General features: G+C 59.1%; 17 protein-coding genes, 4 tRNA genes and 1 pseudogene. 16 read left to right on the top strand and 6 right to left on the bottom strand.

What is annotated here, in order from left to right; translation table 11 throughout:
- Positions 1-82 precede the first annotated feature (82 nt).
- Positions 83-1,958: pseudogene (locus ACZ9BB_RS15605) on the top strand (MFS transporter).
- A gap of 118 nt (positions 1,959-2,076) precedes the next feature.
- Here ACZ9BB_RS15605 and sugE read toward each other — a convergent pair.
- From sugE to rdgC, 3 genes are all read right to left on the bottom strand, one after another.
- Entirely contained in the window at positions 2,077-2,391 is a 315-nt protein-coding gene (sugE, locus tag ACZ9BB_RS15600) for a quaternary ammonium compound efflux SMR transporter SugE (RefSeq protein ID WP_476214515.1), read from the bottom strand.
- A gap of 118 nt (positions 2,392-2,509) precedes the next feature.
- Positions 2,510-3,475, bottom strand: a complete 966-nt coding sequence (locus tag ACZ9BB_RS15595; protein ID WP_476214514.1) for a bile acid:sodium symporter family protein — start codon at positions 3,473-3,475, stop codon at positions 2,510-2,512.
- A gap of 114 nt (positions 3,476-3,589) precedes the next feature.
- On the bottom strand, positions 3,590-4,510 hold the full coding sequence (gene rdgC, locus ACZ9BB_RS15590) for a recombination-associated protein RdgC (protein ID WP_476214513.1): 921 nt from the start codon (positions 4,508-4,510) through the stop codon (positions 3,590-3,592).
- A 160-nt stretch (positions 4,511-4,670) separates the two neighbouring features.
- Between rdgC and ACZ9BB_RS15585 the strand changes: the two genes are divergently transcribed.
- The 4 genes from ACZ9BB_RS15585 to ACZ9BB_RS15570 all read left to right on the top strand — a co-directional run bounded on the left by ACZ9BB_RS15585 (position 4,671) and on the right by ACZ9BB_RS15570 (position 5,196).
- A tRNA-Val gene (locus ACZ9BB_RS15585) sits at positions 4,671-4,746 on the top strand.
- 18 nt (positions 4,747-4,764) lie between these two features.
- Positions 4,765-4,841, top strand: a tRNA-Asp gene (locus ACZ9BB_RS15580).
- A 187-nt stretch (positions 4,842-5,028) separates the two neighbouring features.
- Positions 5,029-5,104: transfer RNA gene (locus ACZ9BB_RS15575), tRNA-Val, on the top strand.
- 15 nt (positions 5,105-5,119) lie between these two features.
- Positions 5,120-5,196 (top strand) — tRNA-Asp (locus ACZ9BB_RS15570).
- 318 nt (positions 5,197-5,514) lie between these two features.
- Here ACZ9BB_RS15570 and ACZ9BB_RS15565 read toward each other — a convergent pair.
- On the bottom strand, positions 5,515-6,651 hold the full coding sequence (locus tag ACZ9BB_RS15565) for a catalase family protein (RefSeq protein WP_476214512.1): 1,137 nt from the start codon (positions 6,649-6,651) through the stop codon (positions 5,515-5,517).
- A 31-nt stretch (positions 6,652-6,682) separates the two neighbouring features.
- On the bottom strand, positions 6,683-8,488 hold the full coding sequence (locus ACZ9BB_RS15560; protein WP_476214511.1) for a di-heme-cytochrome C peroxidase: 1,806 nt from the start codon (positions 8,486-8,488) through the stop codon (positions 6,683-6,685).
- 270 nt (positions 8,489-8,758) lie between these two features.
- Between ACZ9BB_RS15560 and ACZ9BB_RS15555 the strand changes: the two genes are divergently transcribed.
- The 8 genes from ACZ9BB_RS15555 to ACZ9BB_RS15520 all read left to right on the top strand — a co-directional run bounded on the left by ACZ9BB_RS15555 (position 8,759) and on the right by ACZ9BB_RS15520 (position 13,088).
- Positions 8,759-9,472, top strand: a complete 714-nt coding sequence (locus tag ACZ9BB_RS15555) for an FKBP-type peptidyl-prolyl cis-trans isomerase (protein ID WP_476214510.1) — start codon at positions 8,759-8,761, stop codon at positions 9,470-9,472.
- Positions 9,473-9,766: 294 nt separating this feature from the next.
- The gene (locus tag ACZ9BB_RS15550) at positions 9,767-10,222 is read left to right on the top strand and encodes a YkvA family protein (protein ID WP_476214509.1); all 456 of its coding nucleotides are present in this window, start codon (positions 9,767-9,769) and stop codon (positions 10,220-10,222) included.
- Between the two features lie 111 nt (positions 10,223-10,333).
- Positions 10,334-10,675, top strand: coding sequence for a helix-turn-helix domain-containing protein (locus ACZ9BB_RS15545; protein WP_476214508.1), 342 nt, complete (start codon positions 10,334-10,336; stop codon positions 10,673-10,675).
- A complete protein-coding gene (locus ACZ9BB_RS15540) occupies positions 10,672-11,043 on the top strand; it encodes a hypothetical protein (protein ID WP_003223109.1) in 372 nt (123 codons plus the stop codon). The genes ACZ9BB_RS15545 and ACZ9BB_RS15540 overlap by 4 nt, the downstream gene beginning before the upstream one ends.
- Positions 11,044-11,451: a sel1 repeat family protein gene (locus ACZ9BB_RS15535; RefSeq protein ID WP_476214507.1), complete on the top strand. Its 408-nt coding sequence runs from the start codon at positions 11,044-11,046 to the stop codon at positions 11,449-11,451.
- A gap of 84 nt (positions 11,452-11,535) precedes the next feature.
- A complete protein-coding gene (locus ACZ9BB_RS15530) occupies positions 11,536-11,760 on the top strand; it encodes a hypothetical protein (protein ID WP_476214506.1) in 225 nt (74 codons plus the stop codon).
- 138 nt (positions 11,761-11,898) lie between these two features.
- The gene (locus ACZ9BB_RS15525) at positions 11,899-12,174 is read left to right on the top strand and encodes a hypothetical protein (RefSeq protein WP_476214505.1); all 276 of its coding nucleotides are present in this window, start codon (positions 11,899-11,901) and stop codon (positions 12,172-12,174) included.
- On the top strand, positions 12,171-13,088 hold the full coding sequence (locus tag ACZ9BB_RS15520; protein ID WP_476214504.1) for a DHH family phosphoesterase: 918 nt from the start codon (positions 12,171-12,173) through the stop codon (positions 13,086-13,088). The genes ACZ9BB_RS15525 and ACZ9BB_RS15520 overlap by 4 nt, the downstream gene beginning before the upstream one ends.
- A gap of 410 nt (positions 13,089-13,498) precedes the next feature.
- Here the strand turns inward: ACZ9BB_RS15520 and ACZ9BB_RS15515 are convergent, their stop codons facing one another.
- On the bottom strand, positions 13,499-14,404 hold the full coding sequence (locus tag ACZ9BB_RS15515) for a LysR family transcriptional regulator (protein ID WP_476214503.1): 906 nt from the start codon (positions 14,402-14,404) through the stop codon (positions 13,499-13,501).
- A gap of 107 nt (positions 14,405-14,511) precedes the next feature.
- Between ACZ9BB_RS15515 and ACZ9BB_RS15510 the strand changes: the two genes are divergently transcribed.
- From ACZ9BB_RS15510 to ACZ9BB_RS15500, 3 genes are read left to right on the top strand one after another with little or no spacing between them, the layout of a single operon-like run.
- Positions 14,512-15,753, top strand: a complete 1,242-nt coding sequence (locus tag ACZ9BB_RS15510) for a D-amino acid dehydrogenase (protein ID WP_476214502.1) — start codon at positions 14,512-14,514, stop codon at positions 15,751-15,753.
- A gap of 27 nt (positions 15,754-15,780) precedes the next feature.
- The gene (locus tag ACZ9BB_RS15505; RefSeq protein ID WP_019582769.1) at positions 15,781-16,131 is read left to right on the top strand and encodes a RidA family protein; all 351 of its coding nucleotides are present in this window, start codon (positions 15,781-15,783) and stop codon (positions 16,129-16,131) included.
- Between the two features lie 30 nt (positions 16,132-16,161).
- Positions 16,162-17,064: a transporter substrate-binding domain-containing protein gene (locus ACZ9BB_RS15500; RefSeq protein WP_476214501.1), complete on the top strand. Its 903-nt coding sequence runs from the start codon at positions 16,162-16,164 to the stop codon at positions 17,062-17,064.
- Positions 17,065-17,276 lie beyond the last annotated feature (212 nt).

Below are 17,276 nucleotides of genomic sequence, written 5' to 3'. Positions count from 1 at the left end.
AATGTGTGGCCTGGATCGACGTTTGATATTCCAATAATAGTATCCACGCCACCCTTTACCCAAAATCAGGGACACATGGAAGATGAGTCACCCCTCGCAATTTACCTTGCTTCGCACTCGGCGCTTCCTGCCGTTTTTTGTCACGCAGTCTCTCGGGGCCTTCAACGACAACATCTTCAAGCAGTCGCTGATCCTCGCCATTTTGTACAAGCTGACGATTGAGGGTGACCGCTCGATCTGGGTCAACCTGTGTGCGTTGCTGTTTATCCTGCCGTTTTTCCTGTTCTCGGCATTGGCCGGGCAATTCGGGGAAAAGTTCGCCAAGGACGCGCTGATCCGTCTGATCAAGCTCGGGGAAATCGTCATCATGACGGTGGGCGCGGTCGGTTTCATGTTCGATCATTTGTCGCTGATGCTGTTGGCGCTGTTTGCCATGGGCACCCACTCGGCGCTGTTCGGGCCGGTGAAATACTCGATCCTGCCGCAGGCCTTGCGCGAAGAAGAACTGGTGGGCGGCAACGGCCTGGTGGAAATGGGCACTTTCCTGGCGATTCTCGCCGGGACCATTGGCGCCGGGATCATGATGTCGGCCAGCAACTATGCACCGGTGGTGTCCACGGCGATCATCGGCATCGCAGTGCTCGGCTACCTGGCCAGCCGCAACATTCCCCGGGCTGCGGCGGCATCGCCGCAAATGCGCCTGAACTGGAACATTTTCAGCCAGTCCTGGGCCACCTTGAAGCTGGGTCTGGGGCAAACCCCGGCGGTAATCGCGTTCGATCGTCGGCAACTCATGGTTCTGGTTTGTCGGGGCGATTTATCTGACGCAAATCCCGGCGTATGCCAAGGAGTGGATGCACGGCGACGAGACCGTGGTGACGCTGATTCTTACCGTGTTCTCGGTCGGTATCGCACTGGGCTCGATGCTCTGCGAGAAATTGTCCGGGCGCAAAGTCGAGATTGGCCTGGTGCCGTTCGGCTCGTTCGGTCTGACGGTTTTTGGTCTGTTGCTGTGGTGGCATTCCGGCGGAATTCCGGACGGCGTTACCGGCCATGGCTGGATCGAAGTGCTGGGGTTCGGCCACACCTGGCTGGTGTTGATCGATATCCTGGGGCTTGGAGTCTTCGGCGGTTTCTACATCGTGCCGCTGTATGCGTTGATCCAGTCGCGCACCGCCGAGAATGAGCGGGCGCGGGTGATCGCCGCCAACAATATTCTTAACGCGCTGTTCATGGTGGTGTCGGCGATTGTGTCGATCGTCTTGCTGAGCCTCGCCAAGCTGTCGATCCCGCAGCTGTTCCTGGTGGTGTCGCTGCTGAATATCGGCGTCAACGCCTACATCTTCAAAATCGTCCCCGAGTTCAGCATGCGCTTCATGATCTGGCTGCTCGGCCATTCCATGTACCGGGTCGAGCACCGCAACCTGGAGCTGATTCCCGACGAAGGCGCCGCGTTGCTGGTTTGCAACCATGTGTCGTTCGTCGACGCGTTGCTGATTGGCGGCGCAGTGCGTCGGCCGATTCGCTTTGTGATGTATTACAAAATCTACAACCTGCCGGTACTGAACTTCATCTTCCGCACAGCCGGGACAATTCCGATAGCAGGGCGCCAGGAAGACATTCAGATCTACGAAAAAGCCTTCACCCGCATCGCCCAGTACCTGAAGGACGGTGAGCTGGTGTGCATTTTCCCTGAAGGCAAGTTGACCGCCGATGGCGAGCTCAACGAATTCAAGGGTGGGCTGACGCGGATTCTTGAAGAAACACCGGTGCCGGTGATTCCGCTGGCGTTGCAGGGATTGTGGGGGAGTTTCTTCAGCCGCGATCCGAACAAGGGGATGTTTCGTCGGCTGTGGTCGCGGGTGACATTGGTGGCGGGGCCGGCGGTGGCGGTCGAGGCGGCTGAGCCAGCCAGATTGCAAGGGTTGGTGGGGGAATTGCGTGGGGCTGTCAGGTAATCGTTGATCGGGCGGGCCTCTTCGCGGGCGAGCCTCGCTCCTACAAGGGTGGTGGTGTGTCCACAATATGGCACAACTCAAACCTGGAGCGAGGCTTGCCCGCGAAGACGGTAGAGGCCTAAGCGCTGACCTTGAGCCCAATCAGTCCGGCAATGATCAACGCCACACTGGCCAGCCGAAATAGCGCCATGGATTCACCAAACAAAATGATCCCGGCGATCACCGTTCCCACCGCACCCACGCCAGTCCAGACCGCATAGGCCGTGCCCAACGGCAATTCCTTCATGGCAAGGCCCAGCAGGCCCAGGCTGACTGCCATGGCGGCAATGGTCAGTGCGGTAGGAAACGGGCGGCTGAAGCCGTCCGTGTACTTCAGGCCGACGGCCCAGCCGACTTCGAACAGGCCGGCGAAAAACAGAATGATCCAGGACATTGAAGACCTCCATCGATGGATGGGGTCGTCCCCGGATTAATGACTCGATCGAGCCGCGAGGTCGTCCCCGCGTTGCGCAATAGAGTGCCGATCATTAACCCGAGGATCAAGTTTGCGCTTAGTCAGTTGCCTGCTGAGCCGCGATCTGCCGGTCTTCTTTCTCGCTCATGCGGCGGAAATACGTTGAGAGCAGCGCCCCGGAAATGTTGTGCCAGACGCTGAACAACGCGCTTGGCACCGCCGCCAGCGGCGAGAAGTGGGCACTGGCCAGCGCTGCGCCCAAGCCGGAGTTCTGCATGCCGACTTCCAGTGCCAGGGACTTGCGCTGGGCCAGCGGCAGGTTGAACAGGCGCCCGGTGAAATATCCCAGCAAGTAGCCGAAGCTGTTGTGCAGCATCACCACGGCCATGATCAGCAGGCCGGATTCGGCAATCTTCGCCTGGCTGGCGGCCACCACGGCGGTGACGATGATCACGATGCTCACCACCGACACCAGCGGCAACACATCCACCGCGTGACGAACCCGATCACCCAGTGCCCGCTGGGCAACCACGCCGAGCACGATCGGCAGCAGCACGACTTGCAGGATCGACCAGAACAGCTCCATGAACGACACCGGCAACCAGGCCGAGGCCAGCAGCCAGATCAGCGCTGGCGTCAGCAGTGGAGCGAGGAGGGTGGTGACGGCGGCAATGGCCACCGACAACGCCAGATCGCCGCGGGCCAGCCAGGTCATCACATTCGACGACGTGCCGCTCGGGCAGCAGCCGACCAGAATCACGCCGACGGCGATTTCCGGCGGCAGGTGGAAAACCTGGCAGAGCAACCACGCCACGCCGGGCATGATCACGAAATGAGCGACCACGCCCAGGGCCACGCGCCACGGATGGCGAGCGACTTCGGCGAAGTCTTCAAGCTTGAGGGTCAGGCCCATGCCAAACATCACCAGCCCCAGCAGCGGCACAATGGCGCCTTTCAAGCCGATGAACCAGGCCGGTTGCACAAACGCGACGACGGCGAAAATCAGTACCCAGTAAGCAAAGGTGTTGCCGACAAAACGACTTAATGCAGCCAGTGCGCGCATGGCCTGATCCTTGTTATATAAGTGGGATTCCCAGTTTGGAAATCCAATCAATGTGGGAGCTGGCAAGCCAGGTCCCACATTTGATCCGGTTCCTTCAAAGGGAACCGGTTGTTTTTAGATCCCTTGCGGGGTCTCTTCGCCACCCAACGCCTCAACCATCGCCGGCAGGAAGTCGCCGAAGGTCAGCATCATCAGGGTGAAGCTGGCGTCCAGTTGGCCCAGGGCTTCGTCGCCACCGTCCTGTTCCGCCTGATCTTGCAGCAGGTCTTCGAACTTCAGGCGCTTGACCACCATTTTGTCGTCGAGCACGAACGACAGTTTGTCCTGCCAGGCCAACGACAATTGCGTGACCACTTTGCCGGTGCTCAGGTGCAACTGGATCTCTTCGCTGGTCAGGTCCTGACGCTTGCAACGAACAATACCGCCGTCTTCGTGGGTGTCGCGCAGTTCGCACTCGTCCAGCACGAAGAAATCGTCCGCGGCTTTCTGGGTGGTGACCCACTCGGTCATGGTGGCGGTCGGCGACATCTTCACCGTCAACGGACGCACCGGCAGCGAGCCGATCACTTCGCGCAGGGTAGAGAGCAGGTCTTCGGCGCGTTTCGGGCTGGCCGAGTTCACCAGGATCAGGCCCTGTTTCGGCGCGATGGCGGCGAAGGTCGACGAGCGACGGATAAAGGCGCGGGGCAGGAAGGCCTGGATGATTTCATCCTTGATCTGATCGCGTTCCTTTTTGTAGACCTTGCGCATTTGTTCGGCTTCGATCTCTTCGACCTTTTCCTTCACCGCGTCGCGCACGACGCTGCCCGGCAGAATGCGTTCTTCCTTACGGGCGGCGATCAGCAGGAAGTCACCGCTGACGTGTACCAGCGGCGCGTCTTCGCCCTTGCCGAATGGCGCGACGAAACCGTAGGTGGTCAACTCCTGGCTTGCACATGGACGCGCCAGTTTGGTGGCCAGTGCAGTTTCCAACGCCTCGGCATCAAAAGGCAGATCTTGGGTCAGGCGATAGATAAGCAGGTTTTTGAACCACATGGGGTGAGTCTCTCCTTTATACAAAGGGGGGCATTATTCTCTTAGCGGCGCCATAGGCCAACCCTTCGCTAAGCCTTTGGAAGGCCTGAAAAAATTAATTAAAAAAGTGCTTGCCAGAGGTGTGGTCGCTCCGTAGAATGCGCGCCACACCGAAAGTGAAGGGTGATTAGCTCAGCTGGGAGAGCGTCTGCCTTACAAGCAGAATGTCGGCGGTTCGATCCCGTCATCACCCACCATTCGCTTTAGTGTTACGCGCAGCGGTAGTTCAGTCGGTTAGAATACCGGCCTGTCACGCCGGGGGTCGCGGGTTCGAGTCCCGTCCGCTGCGCCATATTCGGTAACCTGGAACACTGAACGCCAGGTCACCACGGAAAAGCCCGCTAACGCGGGTTTTTTTCTGTCTGAGGTTCCTGCAGGGTGTGTCGTTTTACCGGTTTTCAGATTTTTTTGATTTTTTATCAATTAAATCAACACTTTATGAAAATCTGTGGCACAATGCGCCCCGCAACGAAGGTAAAGGGTGATTAGCTCAGCTGGGAGAGCGTCTGCCTTACAAGCAGAATGTCGGCGGTTCGATCCCGTCATCACCCACCACTTTCAACGCTACGCGCAGCGGTAGTTCAGTCGGTTAGAATACCGGCCTGTCACGCCGGGGGTCGCGGGTTCGAGTCCCGTCCGCTGCGCCATATTCGGTAACCTGGAATACTGAACGCCAGGTCACCACGGAAAGCCCGCTTAGTGCGGGCTTTTTGCTGTCTGGGATTTGGCTTTGTGCCGGATTCACTGGAAAAGCGACCTGTTCGGGTAATGCCAGCGATTTCCGTCATGCCACACTCCTTGTAGCAGCTGCCGAAGGCTGCGTTCGGCTGCGTTCGGCTGCGTAGCAGTCGTAAAACCAGAAACTTCGGTGTGTCAGGCAGACTGCGTCAGTCGATTTCACGACTGCTTCGCAGCCGAACGCAGGCTTCGCCAGCTGCTATCTCATTCCGGCTTAAGTGTCTTGTTCATTGTTCAGCATTGCGGCTGTGCCGGTAGTCGCTGACAGCCTCGTACACCGCTTTGCGTAACCGGTTGATCCCGCCAATCGGCCTATGGTCTTCAAGACCGAACCATGGATTGAACGACTGATTGTCGCATTGCAGGTTCAGCGCCGGGGTGTCGAAATCCTGGGCAGGCAGTTTGATCCTGGCCACGGTTTCGAAAGGCGCGTCTTGTTCACGCCACTCGACGCTGGTGTCTTCAATCGGCATGTATTGGCTCGGGTCCTGACGCTGGATCTGTAAGACGAAACAGGCCGGCACCCGATCAGTTGATAACTGCTGATTCAGCGCGCTGCGCAGGAAATTCGGCAGGTTTTGATTTTGCGTGGGCAGAACGTAGGCCGGGCAGCTATCAGGATCCGGCATCACCCGGAATTTGGCGTTGGCCTCACCAAACTTGTACGGCGAAACCGAAAAGTAAGTGGTCTGCGTCGGGCTTGTTGGGGCAGGGGAGAGCGTCGCCAGCGCAATAAACAGATGGCGAACCTGCCAGGTGCGCGGGTCCCAACCCGGGAAGAACGCCATCACCTTTTTGCCGTCAGCCTGAGCGGCCACATTCTGACGATACTCGGCGACATCGCTGACAAAGAAGTTCGGATGGTTAAACATCACGAAATCCTGTTCGCTATGCCCTTGCCGATCGCTCAGCAACTGTTTGCCTGGCACATCGAGCAATTTGATCGCCATGCCCCGCGCATCGCGAATGCTGTCGAACTGCGGATACGCATTGCCGTTGGACAGCCGCATCGTTGCTTGCCAGGTTTTGCCAGGTTCGCTGAACACGCCTTGACGCAACTCCGTCGCCAGATTCGGCAGCACCTGAACTTCGGCCTTTACGCAGCCATGGGCTTTGGCGTGGGCATCGCGCAGGTAGCGGGTGCTTTCACGGTGTTGATCGACGATGCGCACGGCTGTCTGGATGATGTCCTGGGTCATTGCCGCTTCGCCATCGGGAATCAGCTCTTCAGCCGATACCGGGCCACGATGCTGCCAGGCGAGCCATGCCATGGCCAGCGTCCAGCCGAGCAGGCCCAGCCCCAGCAACCACAGCAGGGTTTTGCCGAGGAAGGCGCCGAGGCGCAGCCAGAGTGTGATCAGCATGGGTCAATCCTTTTGACTGAGGAGGTGGTCATCACAATTGCGACTCCAGCGGGCCGCCCAACACTTTCAGATACTCCAGCAACGCCCAGCGCTCCTGTGGTTGCAGCAAGCGACCGATCACGCCCTTGCCACGCTCGCCTGCGCGAAACTCGTGGCCGCTGTTGTGATTGCCGGTGATGCGCGTGTCGAACACAAAGCCGTTGGTGAAGGCTTCGGTGCGATAGCCCAGCTGTTTGGGATCGTATTCGAAGGTGCCCTTGTAGAACGTGGTCGCGCGTTCATCCTGAGGCGAGAGCAACTGATAAATGCTCGGTACCGAACCGTTGTGCAGAAACGGCGGCGTGGCCCAGATGCCCGCCAGTGGTCGGGCCTTGTAGCTGCGCAATTCCTGGACGCCGATAGGCAGGCCGAAACCGTCCAGGTTCGGGCGTTCCGCGGGTGTCACATTAGCTTCGCGGTACGCCTGGTTTCCCACGAACGCAGTGACGTAGGCCAACCCCTTGGCCACTGACAACTGGCTCAAATCCAATGGTTCCGTGGGTTTGGGATGCAGTTGTACGTCCAGTTGCGCAAGCTCTGCCGGATCCCACTGCAAGGCCGTCAGGTCGAAGCGATGGTCGGCAATATTGTTGGCGGCGCCGGGGTCTGTGCCAATCGCCTCCACGGGCAGCAATTTCAGATGTTGTACCGGTCTGCCGTCGCTTTGGGTAACACGGGGTACGTGGCACCCGGCGCAGTTTTCAGCGAACAGGGTGCGGCCTTTTGCGGCCAAAGGTTTGTCAATGTTGCCCAACAGGGCTTCCGGCCAGGCGGGCGGCTTGAGTCGTTGCAGGGTTTGCTCGATGCGGTGCAGATCACGCACCCGGACGCTGGACGGGTAGCGGTCATCGCCCTTGAGGGGTTGCCCGCTGCCGTCGAAGAAATTCAGCGTGGCGCCGACGCCCAGGGCCTCGCCGATATTGCGGGCCATCGGTTGTTGCGCCGAACCGTTCCACTGCACCCAGTCGAAGGTCCACATGTCCCACAGTTGCGGGTAGTCCACCGGCGCGTTGGCCACGCGGTAGTTGGCGGGTGAAATCGCGTCGCCGAAACTGGCGTTGGCAATGCGCCCGAAGGCGTCGGTGCGGCCGGGGCCTTCTTCGGTGGGGTAGAGCCCGCGATGGGTGTCGTTCCAGGCCACTTTCAAGAAGGTATCGAGGGAGACTTTGAAATCTTCGCGTAGCTGTTGATGTAGGGCGTCGTAGTCCTGACCCAGGACGTTGCGCGCGAAACGTTCGAATTTCCAGGGGTTGTAGTACGTCGAGGCGAGGCTGGCCACCAGTGCCTGGCCGAAGCTGCCGCCACGCAGGGTCGGGACGCTGGACGGCAACACATGCTGGGCCGAGCCGCCATCGATGCGCACGGCCTGGCCATTGAAGCGTAATTCGCCGGTGTGGCAGGCGGCGCACGTGATGTCCAGAAACTGGTCCTGGCTGCCGGCGTTTTGATGACGGGCAAAGCCTACGGGCAGGTTGCCGGGGTTGTTCGGCGTGGCCTTCTGACTCGGGTCGATCAGAAAACCGAAGCGGGCTAGGTATTCGGGAGCGGCGAACCGGCGTTGCGAGAAGGGCAGTTCGAGGGCATTGAACCAGTCATAGCGCAAGCCTTTGACCTGGGTACCCTGAGGCGTGAAGTAATAAGCCTGGCGGTCTGCGGCGCTCCATTGCTCCAGGTAATGCACCTGTTGCGCCGGTGACCAGGCCGGCAACTTCGGGTTGGCAACGTAATACAGCACCACGGCGAGGCCCAGCCCCAGCAGCACTGCGATCAAAACCAGCAAGCGGAATATGAGGCGCAATATAAACATCCTTGTCAATTTGTAGCCCTACTTATGCCTCAGCTGATGAGGTGCGGCAAGAGGCCATTACGCCAGAGGTTGTGGGAAGCGGTATCTGAGTCTGTAAGAGCCGGATGACAGAAGCTTCATCCTTCTACGCCCCAAATGCGTTTAAACACCTGAACTTATCGGACGTTTCCTGCTCTTATGCCGGTAGCCATTGGTCGTGGCCGCCTGATAAGCTCGCGGCTTTATTCGATTGCCCTTTAGGCGCATGAACAAGGAAATAGCATGAAACAGCATCGGTTGGCGGCGGCGGTGGCCCTGGTTGGCCTGGTACTTGCGGGTTGTGATTCGCAAACCAGCGTAGAGCTGAAAACCCCGGCGCAAAAAGCTTCCTACGGCATTGGCCTGAACATGGGCAAAAGCCTGGCTCAGGAAGGCATGGATGACCTGGATTCCAAAGCTGTAGCCCAAGGCATCGAAGATGCCGTCGGCAAGAAAGAACAGAAGCTGAAGGACGAGGAACTGGTTGAAGCCTTCGCAGCACTGCAGAAGCGTGCCGAAGAGCGTTTGGCCAAGATGAGCGAAGAGTCGGCAGCTGCCGGCAAGAAATTCCTCGAAGAGAATGGCAAGAAAGCCGGTGTCGTCACCACGGCTTCCGGCCTGCAATACGAAGTGGTCAAGAAGGCCGATGGCCCACAGCCAAAGCCGACCGACGTGGTGACTGTTCACTACACCGGTAAACTGACCAACGGCACCGTTTTCGACAGTTCCGTGGAGCGTGGCAGCCCGATCGATCTGCCGGTCAGCGGTGTGATTCCGGGTTGGGTCGAAGGCCTGCAACTGATGCACGTTGGCGAGAAGTACAAACTGTACATCCCTAGCGACCTGGCTTACGGCGCCCAAAGCCCAAGCCCGGCGATCCCGGCCAACTCGGTGCTGGTGTTCGACCTGGAGCTGCTGGCCATCAAGGATCCAGCCAAACAAGACGCCACCAAGTAATTCGCGTCTGCTCTGAAAACAACGCCTCGCTTATGCGGGGCGTTGTTGCATCTGGCGTTCGGCAAAGGTAAACAAAGCGAACGGATGCTATACGCTGGAGTCATAGCCAGTGAAGGCACCCGAGCTAGACGGACCGGAGCGCCAAGTCAATGAAATCTTGGGTTTTTTTTGGTGAGTAAAAAACGCCCGATCTGAGCGGGGGCCTTATGTAACGGGGCTTTCAGCCGTGAAATGCAGCTCTGTTCACAAGGTTATCCACAATTTGTGTGGATAACATTTCAGTGGGAAGAAATGATGAAGACACCCTGGAATTTTGCTCGTTTCCTACCGTTGGCCGGACGCCTGCTCGCCCGTGGTCGATTGCCGACCCTGCTGTTTGCGGTCGCCAGCAAAGGTGCCCGCCAAGGCAATCGTCTGGGCAAGCTTAAAGACGATCTGCGCTTGTTGCAGGCGCTCTGCCTGGCTTACTGGCGTGGCGAGTACCGGGCCATCAGCCCCAAAGCACTGGTCTCGGTGGTGGCTGGCTTGATGTATTTCCTGAGCCCGGTGGACGCGATCCCGGATTTCATCCCGGTATTCGGCATGCTCGATGACATTGCCGTACTGGCCTGGTTGATGAAAGTCCTCGATGACGAACTCAACGCCTTCCGCGCCTGGCGCAAGCGTCAGTTGCCGGAAAAACTTGCGGTGGTTGAGCGCCTGCCCGACACCCCGGAACAACTGCAGCTTCAGGGCCCGAAAAAAACCTGAACCGATTCAGGATCATCCATATTCATCCCCCCGCGACCTTGGCCGCTGTTAGGATTACACTTCTAGGGAAAAGTGCCGACTCGCTAAGTGTCGTTGTCCTACGGGGTAGTCATGGATATTCAGATAATTACACGCGAAGGCGAACCAGAATATGCGGTTCTGCCATGGGCTCAGTATCAGGCTCTACTGAAAGCAGCAGGCATCAAGCAACAACCACCGCGCGACGCCACAGTGCCTCCCGCGGCCACACCAGACCCGATTCTTCCGGGGCTGGATCAACTACGCAGTTTGCGCGAAGGGAAGGGCATCGCCATTGAGGCGCTCGCCCGCACGGTAGGCATCAGTCCGTCATATCTCGCCTTGATCGAAAGCGGTGAGCGTCAACCCGACGCTGCTATTCGCCGCAGCCTCGCCTGGGAATTGACGGTGCCAGGATGGAGGGATGAATCGTGAGCGTACGCATCAGTCGTCAACATTGGGACGGATTGCTGGGGGAACTGGATCAGGCGCGTCGTCAGCGCCATCTTTTGACGTATCGGGCGTTGCTGGAGCGTTTGCAGCTACCCACGCCGGCCATGCAAACCCTGACCGCGGCGCTTGAGCATTTGGCTGCGCTAGATGCCAAGGCCGAGCAGCCGCTACGCAGCTCGTTGGTAATCAGCCAGGGCGCCAGCCGTTTGCCGCGCACCGGCTTTTTCGAATGTGTCGAGCGCCTCGGGCGCTTCTCCGGACCGTCCGATGGCGTGGCTGCCGCATCCTGGCATGCCTCGGAAGTGGTGCGGGTGTTCGAATACGAGTACCCCGAGTCGGCGGAAGCCTGAGTGTTTTTACGGCTCAAGGCGCGGGCCAGTTACTGGCTGGCCCGCCGGTTGTTCCATTGGTCGTGGTTTGTGCGCCAGCCGCGAGGCTGGAGCTGGCTCGAGGGCCAGTTCGCGCGTATGGCGAACCTGGGTGATGTCGGCGCCCAGAGCTTCTACGGCCACATTCTGGTCTTTCGCGGTGTCGGTCTCGGGGCTCGCGAGGAGGGTGTGCGATTACTGCGCCTGGCCGCGTTGGCGGGGGATGCGAAAGCGGCGTATCAGGTTGGGGTGATCAGCCTTGCGGGAACGCCGAGCAAGGCGCCGGATCCGGTGGAAGCGGCGCGGTTTTGGCGTATTGCCTTGAAGGCCGGGCATCCGTTGGCTGAGATCAAGTTGAAAGGGTTGGCGAGCGGCGATACTGAGCAGTGATTCGATGTCGTTCGATAAGCAAGCGCTGTGGTGAGCTGCTTTCGGCTAGAACGCTCAACTGACAAGGAGCCACGAGAATCAAAAATGGATTTCATCTTTGATATCTTAATCAACCTGTTGGCTCATAAGATTGGCGTTTACGTGCTTGGCTTGCTGAGTGGCGGCCGTTTCAAGGGAGAAAGCGGTTTTGCCTGGGGCTGGGCAGTCGCCCGTCGGCGGCTTGGTGCTGTTCGCTCCATTCGTGGCTTTCATAGCGTTGCTCATCCATACCAGTGGTTCATACACCATTGCGCGCTGACATCCGCATGACTTCAAAATACCTCCATTCCGTCATGTTTTCGCAATGAAAGCATACGAGTCTTGTCGGCAGAAAATAGGGCACAGCAGAATGTTTCGACACGCTAGTGCGCTGTTTTAATTATGGGAAATGGATTTTAAGGAAAGCCGATGTCGATGTTTTGTCAGATCATGGATAAATCTGAGAGTGGTGGGTGCGGGTGCAAGATCCCATCCAGTGTGTTAACGAAGATTCTGTCGCAAACTGCAGCCAATACGGTTTCGGATGACAAGGTGGTATTGGGCTTTGAGTCTTCTGATGATTGCGCCGTCTATGACGCAGGTGAGAAACATCTTTTATTCACCACCGATTCTTTCTCCCCGCTAGTCAACGATCCTTATGTCTTCGGCCAATTGGCAGCCAGCAATGCGGCCCACGTGTTATGAGGGTGGTGACCTCAGGCTCGGCGTACCTGGACATCGACGCGTATGCCTGTTGCATTGCGTACGCCGAGCTATTGAATCACCAAGGCGTTGATGCTCGGGTCGTCAGTAGCGCCCCGCTCAATGCCAGCATCTCCAGCACCGTGCTCGGATGGCAATCATCTCTGGACGATTATCTGCCGAGAGCGGGTGATGATTTCGTGTTGGTGGATGTCTCCGACTACCACCACTTCGACCCGGTGGTGGTTCTTGAACAGGTGGTGGAAGTCATTGACCATCACCCAGGCTTTGAAAACTATTGGGCGCAGAAGCTCGGATCTGCGGCAGACATCCTGCCGATCGGCGCAGCGGCGACTCTGATTTTTCAGCGTTGGGAAGCGGCAGAGCTGTTGCCGCTGATCAGCGAAAAAAGTGCCGCTTTGCTGGCCACGGCAATTCTGGACAATACCCTGAATTTCACAGGGCAGTTGACCACCCAATCGGATATCCGGGCTTATGAAGTCCTCGCACGGCGGGCGAAACTGGAAGCGGACTGGCCCGAGCGGTATTTCTCCGAGTGCCAAGCCACTATCGAGTCAGACCTAATTGGCGCGTTGGCGGTTGATATGAAGCGGCTGAAAGCCGATAGCAACCTGCCGCAGGTTTTCGCGCAGATGGCGGTGTGGGATGCCAGTGCGCTGATCCGAACGCATCGTTCAACGATCGGCCACTGGCTGGCGGCGCAGGGTGGAGACTGGCTGTTGAACGTCATCAGCATCCGCGAGTGCAAAAGCTACTTTCTGGCTGAGCCCTTGGTCAGCCAACAAAAGCTGTGCCATTTGCTGTCGATCGAATGGCAGGCCGGAATGGCTGTGCTTGAGCGCTCGCTGCTACGTAAGGAGTTGTTGAAGTTGGGGTTGGCCGCATCTCCGTTGTAAGTAAACCGCCTCTGGTTTTGTAGATACATCGAAGGGCTGCTTTTGGCTGTGGATTCAACCGGTCGACCACATGCTCGGATGGACTATACCGCATCGGACCTAACCTCCAGCGATGCTTGTATCCCGTCGAACGCTCGACATTCCCCCGCGATTTGCAAGGGGGAGATCGAGCGTCCTGTCGTTTTACCAAACGCCCTTTTCCTCAAAGACTCAGGCAGTTAGACCCCCTGGCCAAATCGCGTACAGCGTGCTCACCCGCTCCTGCCCCAACTCGTAGGCGTAGAACCCTCCACTGACTTCCCGGGACTTTGCCCGCCACTCTGCCGAGGTCTCGGTCGCAGCATCGTCCACCCTGCGATACGGAAGCGTCACTGAAGGCTTGATGTACCCGTTTCTGGGTCAGTTCTCAATCAGCGCCAACAATCCAATTGCCCTTGCGCACGACTGCTGAAGATCGTCAGCAGCTCGCTCAGTGTATGCGGCGGCGGTTCGGCAGTGCGGGTCACCGCGTACAGGGTGATCGGCAGCGCCGGGGCCAGGGGACGAATGGCGGTAGCCCCAGGCGACGCGCCAAGGGCGGTGAAGGGGTCGATCACCGCCAGCCCTGCACCGGATTCGACCATCGCCCTGGCCAGTGAATAGGTTTGCACCGCGATGCTCACCCGTGGCGGCGGCTTTACCGCCTTGAGGTAGCTGTCGAGGCGGGCCGAAAGCGGGTCGGCGCTGGACAGCCCGATCAAGGGCGCATCGGCCAGGGCCATCAACGGCAGCGGCTTGCCTTCATCTTCCTGCGGCCAATAACCTGCCGGTGCCAACGCCACCAACACCCCGCTAGCCAGCGCCTGGGCCTTGAGCGCGGGGTGATCAGGCTGTTGCAGAGTCAGGGCGACATCAACTTCACGCATCAGCAGGTTCTGCACCAGTTCGCGACTGTGGGCGCTGGACAGCTCGCAAGCGATGTCCGGATAGCGCTGGGTCCACTCATGAATGGTCGGCGGCAGCAGCGACAGGGCCAGTGCCGGGGTCGCACCGATCCGCAGGCTATGGCCCGGCTCACGGCGCAGGCTTTGCGCCAGGCGTCGCACCCCTTGCAGGCTCTCCGTGACCTTGTCGACCTCGCGCTCCAGCGCCAGCGCTTCGGGCGTGGCCTGCAGTTTACCGCGCACCCGCAGAAACAACGGGAAGCCCAATTGCTGCTCGGCGTGTTGCAGCACCTTGGTCACGGCAGGCTGGGAAACGTGCAGCAACTGCGCGGCACCGCTGACCGAGCCGGTCTGGCGGATGGCCTGGAAAATCTCGATATGGCGAAGGCGCATGGCAAGTCCATAACCTTTGTTTATGGGTTAGCCATCTTTATTCATTGTTCGACGCCTGTCACCTGGCTCTAACCTCGGGCTCGTCTCAACAACGATTAAGGACTGACATGGCTCAGCATGTATGCATCATCGGCGGTGGCGTCATTGGCCTGGCAACGGCTTACGCACTGGTGCGCGATGGCGTTGACGTGACGCTGGTCGAGGCTCGCGAGTCGCTGGGCAGTGAAACCAGCTTCGCCAACGGCGGCCAGTTGTCCTATCGCTACGTGGCGCCCCTGGCCGACGCCGGTGTGCCATTGCAGGCCATTGGCTGGATGCTGCGCGGTGACTCCCCGCTGAAACTGCGCCCGCGCTTCGATCCTGCGCAGTGGCGGTGGATGGCATCTTTCCTCGGTGCTTGCCGCTCCTCGGTCAACCGCGCCAACGCGGCCCATCTGTTGCGCCTCGCGCTGTTGAGCCAGTCTACTTTGCAAACCTGGCGTGAAGAGGATGCCTTGGGCGGATTCCACTGGCGGCGCAACGGCAAGCTGGTGACCTTTCGCCAGGCCAGCAGCTTCGAACATGCCCGCAACAGCCTTGCCGCCCCCCGGCAACAACAGGTGCTGTCGCACGCCGACTGCGCCCGTCTGGACCCGGCGCTGGCGGAGGCGCCCTTTGTCGGCGCCATTTATACCCCTGATGAAGAAGTCGGTGATTGCCACGGCTTTTGCCAGCAACTGGCGGCGCGCTTGCAGGCGTCGGGACGTTGCGAGTTCCGCCTGGGCCAGGCCGTAACCGGAATTCGCCATGCCCATGGCGCGGTGAGTGCGATTGAACTGGGCGACGAAGTGCTGCCGGTGGAGCAGTTGGTCATTGCGGCCGGCCATCGCAGTCCGTTGTTGGCACTGCCCGGAGTCAACCTGCCGCTGTATCCCCTCAAGGGTTATAGCCTGACGGTACCGATCGGCGCCCAGCACCGGACGCCGGACCTGAGCATCACCGACTACGACCGCAAGATCGTCTACGCCCGGATCGGTGAGCAGTTGCGGGTGGCGGCGATGGTCGACATTGTCGGTTTCGATCCGTCGCTGGACCCCAAGCGCCTGGCCCTGATCAAACGCCAGGCGCGCGATACTTTCGCCAATGCCGGCGACTACGACCAGGCCATTGAATGGGCCGGTATGCGTCCGGCGACCCCCAGCGGCGTGCCGCTGCTGGGCGCAACGGCGTATCGCAACCTGTGGCTGAACCTCGGCCATGGCGCACTGGGCTTCACCCTGGCCTGCGCCAGTGCTCGATTGCTCAGTGAACTGATCGGCCAGCGCCGCCCCTCCATCGACCTGCAGGGTTTTACGCCCCGTGCGGCTTGAACGCTTACTCCTTAGAAGGACCACCCGATGACCATTAACCGTATCCAGCCCAATCCACGCTTGTCCGGCGCCGTGACCTTTGGCGACCTGGTGTTTCTCTCCGGCCAGGTGCCGGGCGACGCCACTGATGCCGGCGGCCAGACTAGCCAAGTACTGGAAAAAATCGACGCATTGTTGGCCGAGGCGGGCAGCGACAAGAATCATCTGCTCAGCGCGACCATTTACCTGAAGGACATCGGCGAAGATTTCGCAGCGATGAATGACGTCTGGTCTGCCTGGTTGTCGCCCGGCCAGGCACCAAGTCGCACCACCTTGCAGGCCGAACTGGCGCGTCCGCAGGTGCGGGTGGAAATAACCGTTATCGCGGCACGCCGCTAAACCACCCCTCACCCACAACGGAGAATAACAATGCAAAAAATCACGTTGATCGGCTGCACCCTGGGCCTGTTGCTAGGTACTCATGCTCATGCTGACGAAGCATCGCTGGGTCCTACCTTGAGCAAGATTGCCAGCGCCAATAGCATCACCCTGGGCTATCGCGATGCTTCAGTGCCGTTCTCCTACGTGGGCGATCACTCGGGACAACCCATGGGCTACTCGGTAGACCTAGCGAGCAAGATCGTCGAGCGGGTGCAGCAGAAGCTGGCGTTGCCCCAGCTCAAGGTGAAGTACAACCTGGTGACATCGCAAACCCGCATTCCGCTGGTGCAGAACGGTACCGTTGACCTGGAGTGCGGCTCGACCGGCGTTACCGCAGAGCGACAAAAGCAGGTGGCGTTTTCCTATGGGTTTATCTATGTCAAAGGTCAATTGCTGACGGCCAATGACAGCGGGATCAAGAGTTTCGCCGATCTGCGCGGCAAGAATGTGGTAACCACCGCCGGCACCACCAACGAACGCTATCTGAAAAGCTACAACGTCGATCACAAGATCGACATGTTCGTGATCAGCGCCAAGGATCACGGTGAAGCCTTCCAGATGTTGCAGTCCGGTCGGGCGGTGGCGTTCTACATGGACGATGCGCTGCTCTACGGCGAACGCGCCAAGGCCCGCGATCCGCACAAGTGGGTGGTGGTCGGGGAAGAGCAGTCGCGGGAAATCTACAGCTGCATGGTACGCAAAGATGATCCGCAGTTCCTCGCGCTGGTGAACTCGTCGCTGGGCGAGCTGTACAGCTCCGGGGAAATCAACGGGATCTACAAGCGCTGGTTCGAACAGCCGATTCCGCCTAAAGGCTTGAACCTGGAGTTCCCGATGACCAGCGAACTCAAGGCCATCATTGCCAAGCCGGTGAGTGATCCGGTGCAGTAGCTTCAGCTCAGCGTCCATCCCTGTAAAGTCGGGTTGAGCAGCCCTATCAAATTGACCTGTTTGGTCGCCTTGGCTGCTTCAAGGCTCTGGAGAATAAAACAGCCTTGAACGTCAGCACCGTTTTAGTGGTCACGGGTCGGCAGTGACCAGCGAGCGTCACTGCCAAAAGTCGTTACTGTATGAGCGTTACCACCGCAGTAGCGACTAGCACC

This window comes from Pseudomonas sp. TE3552 (assembly GCF_056278945.1).
Note: the sequence above shows the minus strand (reverse complement) of the source record. Positions and strands in the feature narration are given on the sequence as shown.

What these genes read in the sequence shown, in the direction of transcription:
- ACZ9BB_RS15555 (WP_476214510.1), top strand. Translation starts at nt 8,759, where the DNA reads ATGAAACAGCATCGGTTGGCGGCGGCGGTGGCCCTGGTTGGCCTGGTA.
- ACZ9BB_RS15505 (WP_019582769.1), top strand. Translation starts at nt 15,781, where the DNA reads ATGACCATTAACCGTATCCAGCCCAATCCACGCTTGTCCGGCGCCGTG.
- ACZ9BB_RS15500 (WP_476214501.1), top strand. Translation starts at nt 16,162, where the DNA reads ATGCAAAAAATCACGTTGATCGGCTGCACCCTGGGCCTGTTGCTAGGT.
- ACZ9BB_RS15565 (WP_476214512.1), bottom strand. Translation starts at nt 6,651, where the DNA reads ATGCTGATCACACTCTGGCTGCGCCTCGGCGCCTTCCTCGGCAAAACC.
- ACZ9BB_RS15595 (WP_476214514.1), bottom strand. Translation starts at nt 3,475, where the DNA reads ATGCGCGCACTGGCTGCATTAAGTCGTTTTGTCGGCAACACCTTTGCT.
- ACZ9BB_RS15510 (WP_476214502.1), top strand. Translation starts at nt 14,512, where the DNA reads ATGGCTCAGCATGTATGCATCATCGGCGGTGGCGTCATTGGCCTGGCA.
- ACZ9BB_RS15545 (WP_476214508.1), top strand. Translation starts at nt 10,334, where the DNA reads ATGGATATTCAGATAATTACACGCGAAGGCGAACCAGAATATGCGGTT.
- rdgC (WP_476214513.1), bottom strand. Translation starts at nt 4,510, where the DNA reads ATGTGGTTCAAAAACCTGCTTATCTATCGCCTGACCCAAGATCTGCCT.
- ACZ9BB_RS15520 (WP_476214504.1), top strand. Translation starts at nt 12,171, where the DNA reads ATGAGGGTGGTGACCTCAGGCTCGGCGTACCTGGACATCGACGCGTAT.
- ACZ9BB_RS15525 (WP_476214505.1), top strand. Translation starts at nt 11,899, where the DNA reads ATGTCGATGTTTTGTCAGATCATGGATAAATCTGAGAGTGGTGGGTGC.
- ACZ9BB_RS15550 (WP_476214509.1), top strand. Translation starts at nt 9,767, where the DNA reads ATGAAGACACCCTGGAATTTTGCTCGTTTCCTACCGTTGGCCGGACGC.
- ACZ9BB_RS15530 (WP_476214506.1), top strand. Translation starts at nt 11,536, where the DNA reads ATGGATTTCATCTTTGATATCTTAATCAACCTGTTGGCTCATAAGATT.
- sugE (WP_476214515.1), bottom strand. Translation starts at nt 2,391, where the DNA reads ATGTCCTGGATCATTCTGTTTTTCGCCGGCCTGTTCGAAGTCGGCTGG.
- ACZ9BB_RS15515 (WP_476214503.1), bottom strand. Translation starts at nt 14,404, where the DNA reads ATGCGCCTTCGCCATATCGAGATTTTCCAGGCCATCCGCCAGACCGGC.